Origin of the sequence: Streptomyces inhibens (assembly GCF_003389455.1) — a bacterium.
Classification (GTDB): domain Bacteria; phylum Actinomycetota; class Actinomycetes; order Streptomycetales; family Streptomycetaceae; genus Streptomyces; species Streptomyces inhibens.
Genome location: NZ_QUAC01000053.1, coordinates 68,581 through 84,476, shown reverse-complemented (window position 1 = coordinate 84,476; position 15,896 = coordinate 68,581). Strand labels below are relative to the sequence as shown.

Below are 15,896 nucleotides of genomic sequence, written 5' to 3'. Positions count from 1 at the left end.
CGCCCGCCCTCTTTGGGCAGGCGGGTCGGCGGCTGTGTGCCGGGCGGCGCGTGCGGCTGTGGATGCCGTACGGGGCGCAGGTCGGCCCCGGCCGTTACCGGTGCTGGTCGCGGCCGCCGGCGGCGAGATGCCCGGACAGCCCGGCCAGCATCAGCCCGCTCGCGAGCAGCAGACCGTGCGCCAGCGTGATGCCGGCGGCCAGGCCGACGACCGCGGCGGCCGCCACCGGCCAGGTGATGCCACGGGGATAGGGGCGCGACCGGGCCGGGCGGCCGGTGGTCGGGGGGGCGGGTGCGGGTGCAGGGAGCGGCGTCGCGCCGGAACAGCTCGGTGAGCTCGCCGAAGGGGCGGTCGTCGTACGGGGACAGGGGGCGTCCCTCCTCTCCCGGGTGGTGCGGACGGCCGCGCCGTACGGGCAGGGTGCAGTGCGGTGAGCGGGGGGCATTGCTCCGAATATCCAGGGAAGTTAGGGTTACCTAACCAAAGGCTGGGGGTGTCACGTCACTGCGTTGTTGTGCCCTGCCAGGCCCTGGCCGTAACGCTGTTGACCGGAGAGGTGTGGCGCCATGTCGCGCGAAAATCAGCCATCGAACGAGGCCCGGGACACGCTGGTCCGGATCGCTTACGGCGCGATGGCGGCACACACCGCGGGCGCCGCCGCCCGGCTGCGGATCGTCGATCTGATCGGCGACGGCGCGTGTACCGCGGACGAGCTCGCGGCGGAGTGCGCGGCACAACCCCCGGCGATGGGGCGGTTATTGCGGGCGCTGACCGGCATCGGACTCCTCGTCGAGCGGTCTCCGGGCGCCTTCGCCGTCACCCCGGCCGGTGCCCTGCTGCGCAGCGACGGCCCCGACTCGCTGCACTCCTTCGTCCGGATGTTCACCGACCCGACCATGCTCAGGGCCTGGGAGCGGCTGGACGACAGTGTGCGCACCGGCGAGACCGCCTTCGACGTGGTCTTCGGCAAGGACTTCTTCGGTCACCTCGCCCAACAGCCGCAACTCTCCGCCGACTTCAATGCCGCGATGAGTCAGGCCACCCGCGACACCGCCGCATTGCTGCCGTCGGCCTTCGACTTCGGCCGCTTCGCGACCGTGGCCGATATCGGCGGCGGTGACGGCACCCTGCTCGCCGCGGTCCTGAAGGCGTATCCGTCGCTCGGCGGCATCCTCTTCGACAGCGCGGAGGGCCTGGCGCAGGCCGGTACGAAGCTGGCGCGCGACGGGCTGGACGGCCGCTGTGCGCTGGTCGCCGGGGACTTCTTCGCCACCGCGCCCGAAGGCGCCGACCTGTATCTCCTCAAGAGCGTGATCCACGACTGGAGCGACGAACAGTGCGCGGAGATCCTCCGGCACTGCCGGCGGGTGATCCCCGACAACGGCCGGCTGCTGATCGTCGAGCCGGTGCTGCCGCCCGTCGCCGACCCGTCGGCGGCCGGCGTGGTCTACCTCAGCGACCTGAACATGCTGGTCAACGTCGGGGGCCGGGAGCGCACCAGGGACGACTTCGAGAGCCTGTGCCGCGCCGCGGGCTTCGCCGTCCGCACCGTCACCCGGCTCCCGGAGCCCAACCGCTTCAGCCTCATCGAGGCCGCGCCGGTCTAGGGCCTGTCTTCAAAGTCCCGTCTGCCTCGCGACGCCTGGCACGCACGCTCGCCGCGTTGTCGGGATCATCCCGGTACACCCAGTACCGGGACGACCCTCCGCCTTGCGATCGCACGCACCAGACGCCGCGAGGCCCGCCCTACGGGCGAACGACGGGACTTTGAAGACAGGCCCTAGTGCGGACCCCGGGCCTGTCCGGCGGATCGGGGCCGTCCGGACAGGCCCGGGACGCGCACGGCGGCGGGCCCCGGCCGGTGCCCCCGCGCCCACACTGCGGTTGCCGCACAAATTGGGTTAAATCGGTTGCGTGGGGCATTTTACTGTGGCCCGCCGCCCCGGAGAGGTAGCGCCCCGTGACCGCTGTACCCGTGGATGACCACGAAGACTTCGCCGACGCGGACCGCGGCTTCATCGCCGCGCTCGACCCGCCCCAGGTCACCACGGACGACGGCCGGGTGGTCTGGGACGCCGAGGCCTATGCGTTTCTGGCCGGAAACTGCCCCGATACCGCGCACGAGAGCCTGTGGCGCCAGGGCCGGCTGGTGAGCCGGCAGGGCCTGTACGAGGTCACCGACGGCATCTACCAGGCCCGTGGTCTGGACCTGTCCACCATGACGCTGGTCGAAGGCGATCACGGTGTCATCGTCATCGACCCGCTCATGTGCGCCGAAACCGCCGCCGCGGCCCTGGAGCTCTACCGCAAACACCGCGGTGACCGGCCGGTCACCGGCCTGATCTACACCCACTCGCACACCGATCACTTCGGCGGCGGACGCGGCGTCCTGCCGCACGGCCACCACCCCGTGCCGGTACTCGCGCCCGCCGGCTTCCTCGACCACGCGGTCAGCGAGAACGTCTACGCCGGCACCGCGATGTCCCGGCGCGCCGTCTACATGTACGGCACCGAGCTCCCGAGGGAGCCGGCCGGCCAGATCGGCTGCGGCCTGGGCACCACCCTCTCCTCCGGCACCATGGCCCTCATCCCGCCGACCGTGGACATCACCAGCACGGGGCAGGAGGAGATCGTCGACGGCGTACGCATCGTCTTCCAGCTCACGCCGGGCACCGAGGCGCCCGCCGAGATGAACTTCTGCTTCCCGGCGCACAAGGCCCTCTGCCTGGCCGAGAACGCCACCCACACCATGCACAACATCCTGGCGCTGCGCGGCGCCGCCGTCCGCGACGCCAGGGTCTGGTCCCACTACCTGGGTGAGGCGCTCGCCCTCTTCGGCGACGAGGCCGAGGTCGCCTTCGCCTCCCACCACTGGCCGACCTGGGGCAAGGACCGCGTCAAGGCCCTGCTGGCCGACCAGCGTGACCTGTACGCCTATCTGCACGACCAGACGCTGCGGCTGCTCAACGAAGGGCTCACCGGCACCGAGATCGCCGAGGAGCTGCGGTTGCCGCCGGGCCTGGAGCGGGTCTGGGCCAACCGGGGCTACTACGGCTCGCTGAACCACAACGTCAAGGCGGTCTACCAGCACTACCTGGGCTGGTTCGACGGCAACCCCGCCCACCTGTGGGAGCACCCGCCGGTCGAGCAGGCCAAACGCTATGTGCACACCATGGGCGGTGTGGAGGCCACGGTGGACGCGGGCAAGCGCTACGCCGCCGAGGGCGATCTGCGGTTCGCCGCCACCCTCCTCAACCACGCCGTCTTCGCCGAGCCGGCGAACCTCCGCGCCCGGCGCGAACTGGCCCTCGTCTACGAACAGCTCGGCCACGGCAGCGAGAACGGCACCTGGCGCAACTTCTACCTCACCGGCGCCATGGAACTGCGCGGCACCCCCGTCGAAGGACGGCCGGCCACCGCCGGCCCCGAAATGGCCATGGCGCTCACCGTCGACCAGCTCATCGACTCGCTCGCCCTCCGTATCGACGGCCCCCGCGCCTGGTCCACCTCGCTCACCCTCGATCTCTACCTCCCCGACGAGGACCGGACCTGGCATCTGACGCTGTCCAACGGGGCGCTCACCCACCTCAGTTCGCCCGGCGCCCCGACCCCGAACGACGAGGGCGGCCCGGATCTGACCCTGACCCTCACCAAGCCCCAGCTGCTCAGCCTGCTCGCCGGCGGCGGACCGGCCGAGGCCGCACAGCACGGCGAGGCCGGGGCGCTCAGCCGGCTCTTCGGACTCCTCAGCACCCCGGACCCCAACTTCCCCATCGTCACGCCGTGACGGAGCGCGCCGCCCGCGCCGCGCCGCCGACCGTCAACTCGCGCCCCTGCCCGCTTTCGCCACCCTCCGCCACCCGCGCCGAAGCTGGGGCAAACTGGGCCCGTGGCGAGCAACATTCCCGAGGAGTCGACCAGCTTCGTCGGCCGGCGAACCGAACTTCGCCGGATCGACGACAAGTTGACGGAGCACCGGCTGATCACCCTTACCGGCCCCGGTGGCGTGGGCAAGACCCGGATCGCCATACGGGCCGCGCGCGCGGCGGAGCGGCGGTTCCCCGACGGAGTCCGCTGGGCCGATCTCTGGCCCCTGCACGGCGAAGGACTGCTGATGGCCGCCGTCAGCGATGCCGTCGGGCTGGCCGACCACACGGCGCGGACCCCGGCCGCCGCGCTGTGCGCATGGCTCGCCGACAAACGGCTGCTGCTGGTGCTGGACTCCTGCGAACACCTCGTCGACGCCTGCCGCGACCTCCTCGGAGATCTGCTGACGGCGGCCCCCGGGGTGACCGTGCTGGTGACCAGCAGACAGCCGCTGGGCCTCGCCGGCGAGTGGACCACCGAGATCGGCCCGCTGCCCTGCACCGGCGACAACGACGCACTGACCCTGTTCATCGAACGGGCCGGCACCGCGGTCCCCGGACTCCGGCTCACCGACCCACCGCACGCGGCGGCCGCCGACATCATCTGCCGACGCCTCGAAGGCATCCCGCTGGCCCTGGAACTGGCCTGCGCCCAACTGGCAAGCACCTCCGTCGAGCGGATCGCCGAGCGGCTCACCACCCGCTTCGACACCCTCGACGGCGACGGGATGCCGCGCCCCCCGCGCCACCGGACGCTGCGCTGCGCCATCGGCTGGAGCCATGAGCTGTGCACCCCGCTGGAGCGGCTGCTGTGGGCCCGGCTCTCGGTCTTCCGCGGCACCTTCGACGAGGACTCCGCGGGCGCCGTCTGTGCCGGCGGCCCGCTCACCGAGCAGGGGGTGCGCACCGCGCTGGCCGGGCTGGCCGCCAAATCGGTGCTCAGCCGCGAGGGCTCGCGCTTCCGCATGCTCGACACGCTGCGCGAGTACGGCCGGATGTGGCTGGCCGAACTCGACGAGGTGGCGGACCTCTCCGACCGGCACGCCGCGCACTTCGTCGCCTTCGGCCGCCGTGCCGAGCTGGGCTGGCTGGGGCCCGAACAGGTCGGCTGGTACCGCAGGGTCGCCGACGCCCATGTCGATCTGTGCACCGCCTTGGACCGCCTCCTGGTCACCGACCCGGAACGGGCCCAGGAACTCAGCGCCGCCATCGGCTTGTTCTGGAGCTGCTGCGGCCATCTGCACGAGGCCCGCGACTACTTGGCCCGCGCCCTGGCCGCGCATCACGGCCCCAGCCGGGCCCGTACCCGGGCGCTGTGGGCGCTCGGCGTCGCCGTACTCCTCCAGGGCGATCTGGCGCTGGCCGACGCCCTGGGCCTGGAGTGCTCACAGGCGGCGCGGGCGTCCGACGACGCGGAGGCGGTGCTGGCGGCCGGCTATCTCATCGGCCTCACCCATCTGATCGCCGGCCGCCCGATGTCCGCGCTCACCGTCGCGGACCAGGTGCTCGGCCCGCCGCCGGACGTCCCGTTCGACTCGCCCGGGCGGCTGCGCTGCCATCTCGTACGGATCTTCGCGCTCACCGGTCTGGGCAAGCTCACCGAGGCCCGGGCCGAGGCGACCGAACTCCGCCGTGGCTGTGTCCGGCGCGGCGAACACTGGACCCGGTCCTACACCGACTACCAGCTCTCGCTGATCTCGCTGTTCCAGGGCCGGCCCGAGGAGTCGGCGGACCATGCCCGTGCGATGCTGGAGGCCAAACAGAGCATCGGCGACAACTTCGGGATCGCGCTCGGCCTGGACCTGCTCGCGGCCGCGGTGGCGGCCCAGGGCGACGGCGCGGCCGCGGCCCGCGTCTACGGAAACGGCCAGGCCATCTGGCGCACCGTCGGGCATCCACAGCGCGGTACACCGGAGTTGCGGGCGGTACGCGAGGAGTGCGAACGGCGGGCCCGCGCGGCGATCGGCGACGAGGCCTACACGGACACCTTCCACCGGGCCAGCGAGGAGCGCCCCGAGATCTCCCTCGCCCGGATCCTGGCGGGCGACCTGTGACCGGCGGCCGCCCCCGCTTCAGTCGGGGCGTTCGCCGGCGAGCTCGTACAGCAGCTCGTAGGCGGTGGTCACCATCCGGCAGGTGCGGCCGCGACGGGTCGCCAGCGCGACCAGGCCGGTGTGCGAGGCCGGGTGGTAGCCGAGGAACGCCTGCTGGCCGAAGGTCGCCCCGACGTGGAAGAGCAGCGGCCCGGTCGGCGCGGGGTGGTGATACCAGGTCAGGGTGTGGGTGTTGCGGTGCCGCCAGCCGCGGCGCAGCAGCGGGACCTGGACATCGCGCAGCGGCCCGGCCAGTGGCGTGTCCTCGGGGGAGAGGTGCGCCTCCAGGTACGTGAGCAGATCGCCGGGGGTGGCGCGGACCGACCCGGCGGCGACGAAGGCGCCCATGTCGGCGCTGCGCACCGGCGTCACCCCGTTCGTACGGTGGCCGATGGCGTCGGTGCCGGTGGTGCCGGGGCCCAGCGTGGTGTCGGTCAGCCCGAGGGGGCGCAGCACACGGTCGGTGAGCAGATCGGGGTAGCCGGTGCCCGCGGCACGGGACATGGCCGGGCCGAGCAGCGCCAGGCCGAAGTTGGAGTAGCGCCAGCGGGTGCCGGGCCGGTGCCGCGGCCGGGTACGGGCGAAGGTGTCCAGCAGACGTTCGGTGTCGTAGTGGGCGTAGCCGTTGGCGTACGGATGCAGCAGCGCGCCGGCGATCAGGTCGCCGGGGATCCGTGGCAGCCCCGAGGTGTGGGTGGCCAGATGCCGCAGGGTGATACGGCGTGAGTGCGGGTGCCGCAGCGGCAGGTCCGGCAGATGGGCGACGAGCGGATCGTCCAGGGACAGCACACCGGCCCTGGCCAGCTCGGCGAGCAGCAGCACGGTGAAGGTCTTGGAGAGCGAGCCCAGTTCGTAGCGCAGCGCATGGCGTGGTGAGGGCGGCGCCAGGGCGGCGCCGCCGGTGATCACGGTCCGCCGGTCGTGCCGGGTGACCCCGAGCACGATGTCCGGGGCGTCGATCCGGGTGACCGCGTCCGCGAGGCGGTCGGCGAGTGCGGAGCCGCGTTCGGGGCTCATCAGGCGTCCGGGCCCATCAGGCGGCGGACATGGCCCGGGAGGTGGCCATCGCGGAGGCGAACGCGGCGACCAGGGTGGGGTGGTGCACCAGGTCGAAGACGCGCGCCGCGTCGCCCTGCGGCATCCGGCGCTGGATGGGCATCGCGCCGGTGGCCGACTGCGCGGCGGCGTAGCGCTCCCACAGCTCCGCGTCCAGCGTGGGCCGCGGCAGACAGGCGTCCACGACGAGGAGCTCGCCCAGCAGATCCCAGTGTTCGAGGTCCGCCCAGTCCTCCATCCAGGCGGGCAGATACCGCGTGAGGTAGTCGGCGACGGCCTCCGGGATGCGCTCGGGTGCCTCGCCCCAGTTGGTGAGGTGGAAGACGGTGTGGGTGAGGTCGTAGGCGATGTGCAGCTGCACCGTCCACGGTTCGGGGAGCTGCCCCAGCCAGGTGCGCTCCACGGCCCGGTCGAAGTCGCTGCTGGGCGCCAGCCCGAGCTTGCGCTCCGCGTTGAGCACGCCGAGCCGCCGGTTGGGCATCATCTCCAGCGCCGTCCAGCTGGTGGTGCGCCGGCAGACCTCCACCGCCGCCTCCAGCCCCGGATGGCGGTGCCCCAGCTCGTGGAAGGTCGCATAGACCTCCAGCGGCACGGGGGAGAGCGGCTCGTCGTGCTGGAGGCGGGCCAGCACATTGCCGCCGTCCAGCAGCTCCCGCCAGGTGAAGTCCAGCAGCTGCCCGGCGCGGGCCTTCTGCCGGGATCCGGCCACACCCTCCCGGAACAGCACCTGCATATTGAGCGCCAGCTCCCCGATGGGCTTGAGCCGCTCGACGACCGCGCCGTTGGAGGCGAAGTCGTCGGGCGTCAGCCGGAAGTGCTCACGATGGTCGTCGAGCCAGGACAGGGCCCGGTCGCCGACACGGTGCAGCAGGGCGGGGGATGCGGCCGTCACGGTCACAGGGCTGTCTCGCTTTCGCAGGGGGTCCGCCCGCCCACCGACGCCGTGTCCCCGGCCGGGGGACCGGCCTCGGCCTCGTCGGAGGCGATACGGGCGAGGGTGGCGGCGAACGCGGTCACCAGGGTGGAGTGGTAGCAGGCGGTGAACGCCTCGGCCGGGTCGCCCGTGGCCGGCGCGGCACCCATCTCGGGCACACTGCCGTCGGCCGCCTGCGCGTCGGCCAGCCGCTGCCAGGCCACCGGATCGTAGGGGGCGGCGGGCAGACAGGCCGTGACGGCCAGCAGCTCGCCCGCCAGGTCCCACAGCTGTTCCTCCAGCCAGTTCTCCAGCCAGGAGGGGACCCACAGCCGCAGATAGTCGGCGAGTTCGGGGGGCAGCCGCTGCCGGTTGCGCCCCCAGTCGGTGAGGTGGAAGACATCATGGGTCACGCCGTACGCGGACTTGCGGTCCAGCGCCCAGGGCTCCGGCAGCCCGCCGAGGCCGGTCAGCGCCAGCACCGCGCCGAAGTCGGCGTGCTGGCGCAGCCCGATCCGCCGCTCGGCGTTGAGCACGCCGAGCGTACGGGTGTGATCCTCCCGCGCCACCCGCCAGCCACGCAGCCGTGTGGTGGTGTGCACCAGCTCGTCGACCTCGGCATGGCGCAGCCCGGCCTGTGTGAAGACCCCGTAGAGCTCCACGGGGTAGGTCGCGAACGGCTCGCCGCGGATCAGCTCGGCGAACAGCTCGCCGTCACGGGTCTCGTTCCAGGCGAACGCGAACAGACCGCGGGCCGCCGTACGGATCTCCTCCCGCGGGTGCAGCACCCCGATCAGCTGGGTCAGTTCGGCCAGTTCACCCAGTGGTTTGAGGGTCAGATTCGGGTCGGCGTCCGTCGTCACGTTCGAGGGCAGGCGGAAGAGCGGGCGCGCTTCCTCCAGCCACCCCAGGCTGCGCTGGACCATGCGGTCCAGCAGCCCGGGGTCGCCCCGGCCGCCGGTCACCAACCCCGTCCGTAGAAACGCTGGGCGGCGACGACATGCAGCGCCACCCGTGGGTCGGCGCCACCCATCTGGCGGATGAACGCCAGTCCGCTGTCGAGCCCCAGGGTCGAGGGCGCGTCGGGCAGCCGGGCCAGCCAACGGCCCAGGCCGGCCGCCTGCAGCCAGTCCCGGCGGCGAACCGCCCGGACGAAACCGCGGGCCAGATCATCGGTACGGGCGGCCAGTTGCTCGGCGAGACCGGGCGCCAGGCCGGGCAGCGCGAGCGCGGCCACCTGCGACACGCGATGCGACAGCTTCGGCCAGGGGTCGCCGGCGACCCATGCGGCTTCGGCCTCGGGCGGCGCGGGCCAGGGCTGTGCGCCCGCGGGAAGAAATGCGTGCGAGGCCTCGATCAGGCCCCGGTAGCTCCATACCGACACCTGTGAGGCATCGGCTCCGGGTGGATAGGCCGCGAGCGCCTGCCGTACCACCGCTTCATCGTCCGCGCCGACGGGCGCCGCCCGGTGCTCCACCGCGTACGGCGCGAGCGCATCGGCGCCGAGCACCCGGACCGCGGCCGAGGTCAGCGCATCGCTCTGCCGCAGAATGCCGGACAGCGCATAAGGGTCGCCCTCACCCCGCAGGGCGAGGGCGACCCCGGTTGCGGCATCGGCAATCACAGCGCTCAGCGGGACTGCTCCCTGCGTCTGTTCAGCCAACGCTTTCCCCTCAGCCTTAGCGAACGTCAGTCTTGGGCCGGGGGGTGGGCGGCGAGATCAGGAGCAGCGCGGCCAGCAGCAGCGCACCTCCACACTCACGGGTATCGCGGAAAACACCGTCGGCCTCGGCGGGTTCAAGCAGTCCCTCGACCTCGGCGGCCAGGGCGGCCGTCTCGACCGGCGCTGTGCGATCCGTAACCATGCGATCAACTCCTTCGACGAATGGGACACCAGATTCACATCGTCATAAATCGGGCGCAACGGGAAAAAGCAACTTACCGGGCATTTTGTCGGTTCACATGATGCTCTCTCAGTCGGTCGTCCCACCTGCAACTCCATTGCCTGGTAGGGAAGTTGGCGATCCGTCCGGTATCGCCGAGGGGCGTTTCGGGTGATTGCGCCAAGGATGACGACGACGCGCCCATGGGGTGATCGGACTGCTCTGTTCGGAGCAGGGGCCCTGGAGATGACGAGCACCGCGGAGGGTGCCGGGCCGGGTCCGAGGAGCCACCCCCGCCCGGCGGCCTGTGCTGGCCGGGTCGCCGCGCGGAGAGCTAAAATTGGTTGATGTCAAGCAAGTAAATGTCCCGGTGGGAGTGGATGCCCCGTGGGAAGGACTGCTGCTGATCCCGGCGACACAGGAGACCTGGTCGCCACCGGCGCACGGCCGCGCTTCGCGCCCGGGCCGGGCTACAAATGGGTCGCCCTGTCGAATACGACACTGGGCGTGCTGATCGCCTCCATCAATATGTCGATCATGCTCATCGCGCTGCCCGACATCTTCCGGGGCATCGGCGTGGACCCGTTGCGGCCGGGCAACACGAGCCTGCTGCTGTGGCTGATCATGAGCTATCTGGTGGTCACCGCCGTGCTGGTGGTCAGCTTCGGCAGGCTCGGCGACATGTACGGCAGGACCCGGATGTACAACCTGGGCTTCGCCGTCTTCACCGTCTTCTCCGTGCTGCTGTCGGTGACCTGGCAGCACGGCACGGCCGGCGCCCTCTGGCTGATCGCCATGCGGGTCCTGCAGGGCGTCGGCGGCGCGATGCTGATGGCCAACTCCAACGCGATCCTCACCGACGCCTTCCCCGCCCGGCAGCGCGGCCTCGCCCTCGGCCTGAACCAGGTCGCGGGCATCACCGGATCGTTCGTCGGCCTGGTGCTCGGCGGGCTGCTCGGGCCCGTCAACTGGCGGCTGGTCTTCCTGGTCTCGGTGCCGTTCGGCGTGTTCGGCACCGTCTGGGCATATCTGAAGCTGCGGGACACCGGTATCCGCACCCCCGCCCGGCCCGACTGGTGGGGCAACCTCACCTTCGCGGCCGGCCTGATCGCCGTGCTGACCGGGATCACCTACGGCATCCAGCCCTACGGCGGCCACACCATGGGCTGGAGCAACCCCGCCGTGCTCGGCGCGATGGCGGGCGGGGTGCTGCTGCTGGCCGTCTTCTGTGTGGTCGAGACGAAGGTGCCGGCGCCGATGTTCCGGCTCGGGCTCTTCCGGATCCGCGCGTTCACCGCGGGGAATCTCGCCAGCCTGCTCGCCTCGCTCGGCCGTGGCGGCCTGATGTTCCTCCTCATCATCTGGCTGCAGGGCATCTGGCTGCCGCGGCACGGCTACGGCTTCACCGAGACGCCGCTGTGGGCCGGCATCTACATGCTGCCGCTGACGCTGGGCTTCCTGGTGGCGGGGCCGGTGTCGGGATGGGCGTCGGACCGGTTCGGGGCGCGGACTTTTGCCACCGGCGGCATGCTGCTCGCGGCCGGCACCTTCGTGGCGCTACAGGCCCTGCCGGTCGACTTCGGCTACCCCAGCTTCGCGCTGATCCTGCTGCTCAACGGCGTGGGGATGGGCCTGTTCGCGGCGCCCAACCGGGCCGCCGTCATGAACAGCCTGCCGCCCGACCAGCGCGGCGTGGGCGCCGGCATCAGCACCACCTTCCAGAACTCGGCCATGGTGCTGTCCATCGGCATCTTCTTCTCGCTGATGATCGCGGGCCTGGCCGGATCCCTGCCGCACACCCTCTCCAGCGGACTGACCGCCCAGGGTGTCCCGCCGGCCGACGCCGCCAAGATCGCGGCGCTGCCGCCGGTGGGGGTGCTGTTCGCCTCGCTGCTGGGTTACAACCCCGTCCAGACCCTCCTCGGACCGCAGGTCCTCGACCAGCTGCCGCCCGGTCATGCCGCGTATCTGACCGGCCGGGAGTTCTTCCCCCAGCTGATCTCCCAGCCGTTCTCCGACGGGCTCGCCGTCGCCTTCGACTTCGCCATCGCCGCCTGTCTGATCGCCGCCCTCGCCTCGATGCTGCGCGGCGGGCGGTATGTCCACGACGACCGGGCGCCCACCCCGGCGGGCAGGGGTCCGGCGCCGGTCGCGGCCACCGTGGCCGAGACCCCCGACACCGCACCCTCATCCGGTCCCGGCGCGGCCACCGCCACCGGCGCCCCGCCACCTCCGGCCCCGGCTCCGGCCCCACCCCCGGCCCCGCCCTCGCGCCACCCGAGGAGCCCCTGATGGACCAGCCCGACGCGACGACCGGGCGGGCGCCAGGCCCCGCGCCCGAGCCCGCCGAGCTGGCCGGCCGGCTGCGCGCGGTCATCCAGCTGCTGCTGCCGCTGCTGCGCGGCCAGAGCCTGCACCGCGACCTCACCCCCAGCCGGATGGCCGCCCTCGCGGTGCTCGCCGCCCACGGCCCCCTGAGGGTCGGTGAACTCGCCGCACGGATGAACATCGCGCTGTCCACCACCTCCCGGATGGTCGATCTGCTCGACGGCTGCGGCTGGATCGCCCGCCGCCCCGACCCCGACGACCAGCGCGCCAGCCTGATCAGCCTCAACGACGACGGGCTCGCGCTGCTCGGCGCCGTACGCCGGGAGACCACCGGCATGCTCGCCGAACGGATCGCCCGGCTGGCCCCTGACCGGCAGCGCCTGCTGCACGACGCACTCCCCGCGCTGGAAGATCTTGCCGAGTGGGCACAGCCACCGGCCGCCCGGTGCGCAGACCGGCCGGCCCCGCCGACGCCGTGACCTGAGGCCCGTCGCGCCGGTCTCCCCGTGCCCGTACCTCCACTCGTCCACCGACCGAGGCAAGGACCCCATGTACGACGCACTCCTGGCAGAGACCGTCACCCTCACCGGCCACGGCGGCGACCTCATCGAGGCGTACTCCGCCCGCCCGCTCGTCCCCGGACCCACCGGAGGCGTGGTGGTCATCCACCACATGCCCGGCTACGACGCCGCCACCAAGGAGATCACCCGCTGGTTCGCCGCCGAAGGCTACGCCGCGGTCTGCCCCAACCTCTACAGCCGCGAGGCGCCCGGCGCCGACCCGGACGACGCGGCCGCCGCGGCCCGGGCGCAGGGCGGTGTCCCCGACGCCCGGCTGATCGGCGATGTCGCGGGCGCCGCCCGCTATCTGCGCGGGCTCACCTCCGCCAATCAGCGCGTGGGCACCATCGGCTACTGCTCCGGCGGCCGCCAGTCCTTCCTCGCCGCCTGCAGCCTGGATCTGCAGGCGGCCGTGGACTGCTACGGAGCCTTCGTCGTCGGCCGGCCGCCCGAGGACTCCCCGCTCGCCGTCGAACCGCTCCTGCACCTCACCAAGGACCTCAACTGCCCGCTGCTCGGGCTCTTCGGCGCCGAGGACCAGCACCCCTCCCCGGCCGAGACCGCGGAGCTGGAGCAGGAGCTGCGCAGACACGGCAAGGAGTACACCTTCCACACCTACGAGGGCGCCGGGCACGGCTTCTTCGCCGTGGACCGGCCCGGTTACCGCCCGCAGGCCGCGGGCGAGGGCCGGCAGCGCGTAGTGGAATTCTTCGGCCGTCACCTCAACGGCTGATCCCACCCCCTCCCGGACAACGGCCACGGAAGGCGAGCGCACCACCATGTGCACCTACCTCACCGAAAAGTTCGCCATCGACGGCAGCGGCAAGGGCGCGCGGGGGTACTTCCCCCTCAGCGAGGCGATGGTCTACGTCGACCATCCGCAGCACGCCCCCTACGAACACACCGTCAACATCGACTTCCTGAACCCCGCCCAGGGCCCCTCGGCGCGTGTGGCGGTCGAACTCACCGAAGAGTCCGCACTCGCCCTCATCGAGGCGGTACGCCAGGCCCTCGACCTGGCACCGCCGGGGCTCGCCTCCGCCCCGGCCGACGTGGCCGGTTGAAGTGCCGGTAGTCCGGCCCGAGGCGGTGCGGGCCGGGCGCCGCCGCTGCCCTAGAGTGCGAGGGTGCCGAGGTACAGCATTGGTCAGGCAGCCGGGCTGCTGGGTGTGAGTTCGGAGACCGTCCGCCGATGGGCCGATGGCGGGCAGCTGCGGATGGACCGGGACGGCGCGGGGAACCGCGTCATCGACGGGGTGAGCCTGGCGGTGTTCGCCAAGGAGCGGGCCTCGGGACTGCATCCGGTGCCCGGCGATGTGCGGACGTCGGTGCGGAACTCGTTCGCGGGGATCGTCACCAAGGTGACCCTCGACGATGTGATCGCCCAGGTCGAGATCCAGTCGGGGCCGCACCGAGTGGTGTCCGTGGTCAGCCGGGAGGCGGTCGAGGAACTGGGCATCGAGGTCGGCGTGACCGCAACGGCCCGGGTGAAGTCGACCAACGTCCATATCGACCGGCCGGACGACCGGGGCTGAGCGCCCCTCAACGGCACAGCAACGCCGCCTGCAGATCCAGTTTGTGATCGAGCCGGGACAGATCGCGCCCGGTGAGCGTCTCGATCCGCTGGATGCGGTAGTGCACCGTGTTCACATGCAGATGCAGCGTCTCGGCCGTACGCGCCCATGACCCGTGCTGCGCGAGGAACACCTCCAGCGTCTCCAGCAGCATCCGGTGTGAGGAGCTGCTGCCGCGCGCCAGCGGGCCCAGCACCCGGCTGCTGAAGGCCGTACGGACATCGGAGGGGACCCCGGCGAGCAGGGCGCCCAGCGTGCTGAGGTCCTCGACGGAGGTCACCCGGGCGGCCTCCGGGGCCGCGGCGCGGGCCGCCGCCAGCGCATAACGCGCCTGGTCCAGCGCGGAGTTGAGCCCCTCGGCGGTCGACACCGGTCCGCTGACCCCGGCGTGCAGCGGCGTCTGCGGCCGGCAGGCGTGCAGGGCCGGCCAGACCTCGGCGAGCGGGGTGTGTCCCTCGGTGCCCGGGCCCGTGTGCACGACGGCGACCGCCTCGCCGCCCGGGAGCCGGCCGGCCGCGAACGGTTCACCGGGGGAGTGCCGCAGCGCCTCGGTCAGCGCGCTCAGCGCCCCGCCGCCCTCCTCCCCGCCCAGCGTGGCCACCATCACCCGGTACGGACCGGTGGTGGGCAGACCGCAGGCGTGCAGCGCTGCGTCGAGCGCCGCACCGTCGGCCGGGCCGGTGCCGGCGAGCGCGATCAGCTCCTCGGCCGCCCGCCGTGCGGCCGCCTCCCGCAGCTCGGCACGGTTGCGGTACTGGGCGATGACCTCGGCGATCTCGTGCAGCACCCGCGGAGGGGCGTCGGCCGCGCCCCGCAGATGCAACTGCCAGCCGTCGTACGGTCCGCACTCCCCGTCGATCCGCAGACCGGTGCCGACCGCGGACCGCAGATCCCGGACCGCCTGCTGCGCCGAGAGGTCGGGAGCGGCCGGGGTACGCGCGATCACCCGGCCGGTCGCCGTCAGCAGATAGCAGGGCGGCCCGCCCAGATGGGCAAAGGCGCGGTCCAGCAGCGCGTCCGGTCCGGCGTTCTCGGCGAGCAGACCGGCCAGCTCGGTGCGGACGTGCTCCGGCAGCGCGTAGTGATCGGTGGGGCGCCGGCTCAGATCTCCCCACTGGCGCAGATACACCGCCTCCGTGATGGCACGGAAGGTGGTGTGCGCGGGCACCGCGATCAGCACGATGCCGTGCGCACGGCAGGCGTCGACGAGGACGTCCGGGACCTTGCCATGGGTCTCCTCGCCGGCCAGCAGCGCGGTGGCCCCGGCGGAGTGCAGCGCCGCGACGAAACGGTCGGCCTTCGCTGGGCTGTCGTCCGGCGACCACCACACCAGTCCGCTCAGCACCAGCTCGCCCGGCTGCAGGAACCGGGCCGGGTCCTCCAGGTCGGTGGCGGTGACACCACTGACCTCCCGGGCGAGCAGGGGGCCCTCGCCCCACAGCAGGGTCAGATCGAGCGAATCAACCTGGAGGAGATCTTGGACGTGCATGTGCTGGCTCCTTGGGCGGCTGCCGGGCGCGAGCCCTCGGCATCTCACATTCACGAGGCGAATATGAGTTACAGCATCGTAAATGCAAGCCGTTCAAGCCCATAGTCGTCTTGGTTGATCATCCAGATCCGCGG

At 72.3% G+C, this 15,896-nt stretch carries 15 protein-coding genes; 8 read left to right on the top strand and 7 right to left on the bottom strand.

Annotation, left to right across the window (positions count from 1 at the left end):
- Positions 1-94 precede the first annotated feature (94 nt).
- Complete coding sequence (locus DY245_RS47470; RefSeq protein WP_280524953.1) at positions 95-226, bottom strand: hypothetical protein; 132 nt, start codon at positions 224-226, stop codon at positions 95-97.
- A 340-nt stretch (positions 227-566) separates the two neighbouring features.
- On the opposite strand from DY245_RS47470, the gene DY245_RS07920 reads away from it, so the two are divergent.
- The 3 genes from DY245_RS07920 (at position 567) to DY245_RS07905 (ending at position 5,920) form a co-directional block, all read left to right on the top strand.
- A complete protein-coding gene (locus DY245_RS07920) occupies positions 567-1,607 on the top strand; it encodes a methyltransferase (RefSeq protein ID WP_128504963.1) in 1,041 nt (346 codons plus the stop codon).
- 353 nt (positions 1,608-1,960) lie between these two features.
- Positions 1,961-3,787 (top strand): alkyl/aryl-sulfatase, encoded by a 1,827-nt coding sequence (locus DY245_RS07910; protein WP_128504961.1) that lies wholly within the window; start codon positions 1,961-1,963, stop codon positions 3,785-3,787.
- Between the two features lie 102 nt (positions 3,788-3,889).
- On the top strand, positions 3,890-5,920 hold the full coding sequence (locus DY245_RS07905; RefSeq protein ID WP_128504959.1) for an ATP-binding protein: 2,031 nt from the start codon (positions 3,890-3,892) through the stop codon (positions 5,918-5,920).
- 18 nt (positions 5,921-5,938) lie between these two features.
- Here the strand turns inward: DY245_RS07905 and DY245_RS07900 are convergent, their stop codons facing one another.
- From DY245_RS07900 to DY245_RS07880, 5 genes are read right to left on the bottom strand one after another with little or no spacing between them, the layout of a single operon-like run.
- The gene (locus DY245_RS07900) at positions 5,939-6,976 is read right to left on the bottom strand and encodes a serine hydrolase domain-containing protein (RefSeq protein ID WP_128504957.1); all 1,038 of its coding nucleotides are present in this window, start codon (positions 6,974-6,976) and stop codon (positions 5,939-5,941) included.
- Positions 6,977-6,992: 16 nt separating this feature from the next.
- Entirely contained in the window at positions 6,993-7,913 is a 921-nt protein-coding gene (locus tag DY245_RS07895) for a DUF6895 family protein (RefSeq protein WP_128504955.1), read from the bottom strand.
- Positions 7,910-8,893, bottom strand: a complete 984-nt coding sequence (locus DY245_RS07890; protein ID WP_128504953.1) for a DUF6895 family protein — start codon at positions 8,891-8,893, stop codon at positions 7,910-7,912. The genes DY245_RS07895 and DY245_RS07890 overlap by 4 nt, the downstream gene beginning before the upstream one ends.
- Positions 8,890-9,591: a hypothetical protein gene (locus tag DY245_RS07885; protein ID WP_244942898.1), complete on the bottom strand. Its 702-nt coding sequence runs from the start codon at positions 9,589-9,591 to the stop codon at positions 8,890-8,892. The genes DY245_RS07890 and DY245_RS07885 overlap by 4 nt, the downstream gene beginning before the upstream one ends.
- Before the next feature lie 16 nt (positions 9,592-9,607).
- Positions 9,608-9,793: a hypothetical protein gene (locus DY245_RS07880; protein WP_018091704.1), complete on the bottom strand. Its 186-nt coding sequence runs from the start codon at positions 9,791-9,793 to the stop codon at positions 9,608-9,610.
- Between the two features lie 444 nt (positions 9,794-10,237).
- Between DY245_RS07880 and DY245_RS07875 the strand changes: the two genes are divergently transcribed.
- The 5 genes from DY245_RS07875 to DY245_RS07855 all read left to right on the top strand — a co-directional run bounded on the left by DY245_RS07875 (position 10,238) and on the right by DY245_RS07855 (position 14,234).
- On the top strand, positions 10,238-12,103 hold the full coding sequence (locus tag DY245_RS07875; RefSeq protein WP_128504968.1) for an MFS transporter: 1,866 nt from the start codon (positions 10,238-10,240) through the stop codon (positions 12,101-12,103).
- Entirely contained in the window at positions 12,103-12,618 is a 516-nt protein-coding gene (locus DY245_RS07870) for a MarR family winged helix-turn-helix transcriptional regulator (RefSeq protein WP_128504951.1), read from the top strand. The genes DY245_RS07875 and DY245_RS07870 overlap by 1 nt, the downstream gene beginning before the upstream one ends.
- Positions 12,619-12,688: 70 nt before the next feature.
- Entirely contained in the window at positions 12,689-13,432 is a 744-nt protein-coding gene (locus tag DY245_RS07865) for a dienelactone hydrolase family protein (RefSeq protein WP_128504949.1), read from the top strand.
- Positions 13,433-13,478: 46 nt separating this feature from the next.
- Complete coding sequence (locus tag DY245_RS07860) at positions 13,479-13,763, top strand: DUF6295 family protein (RefSeq protein WP_128504947.1); 285 nt, start codon at positions 13,479-13,481, stop codon at positions 13,761-13,763.
- 63 nt (positions 13,764-13,826) lie between these two features.
- On the top strand, positions 13,827-14,234 hold the full coding sequence (locus tag DY245_RS07855; RefSeq protein ID WP_128504945.1) for a TOBE domain-containing protein: 408 nt from the start codon (positions 13,827-13,829) through the stop codon (positions 14,232-14,234).
- Positions 14,235-14,241: 7 nt separating this feature from the next.
- On the opposite strand, the gene DY245_RS07850 is transcribed toward DY245_RS07855, so the two are convergent.
- Positions 14,242-15,762: a PucR family transcriptional regulator gene (locus tag DY245_RS07850; protein ID WP_128504942.1), complete on the bottom strand. Its 1,521-nt coding sequence runs from the start codon at positions 15,760-15,762 to the stop codon at positions 14,242-14,244.
- Positions 15,763-15,896 lie beyond the last annotated feature (134 nt).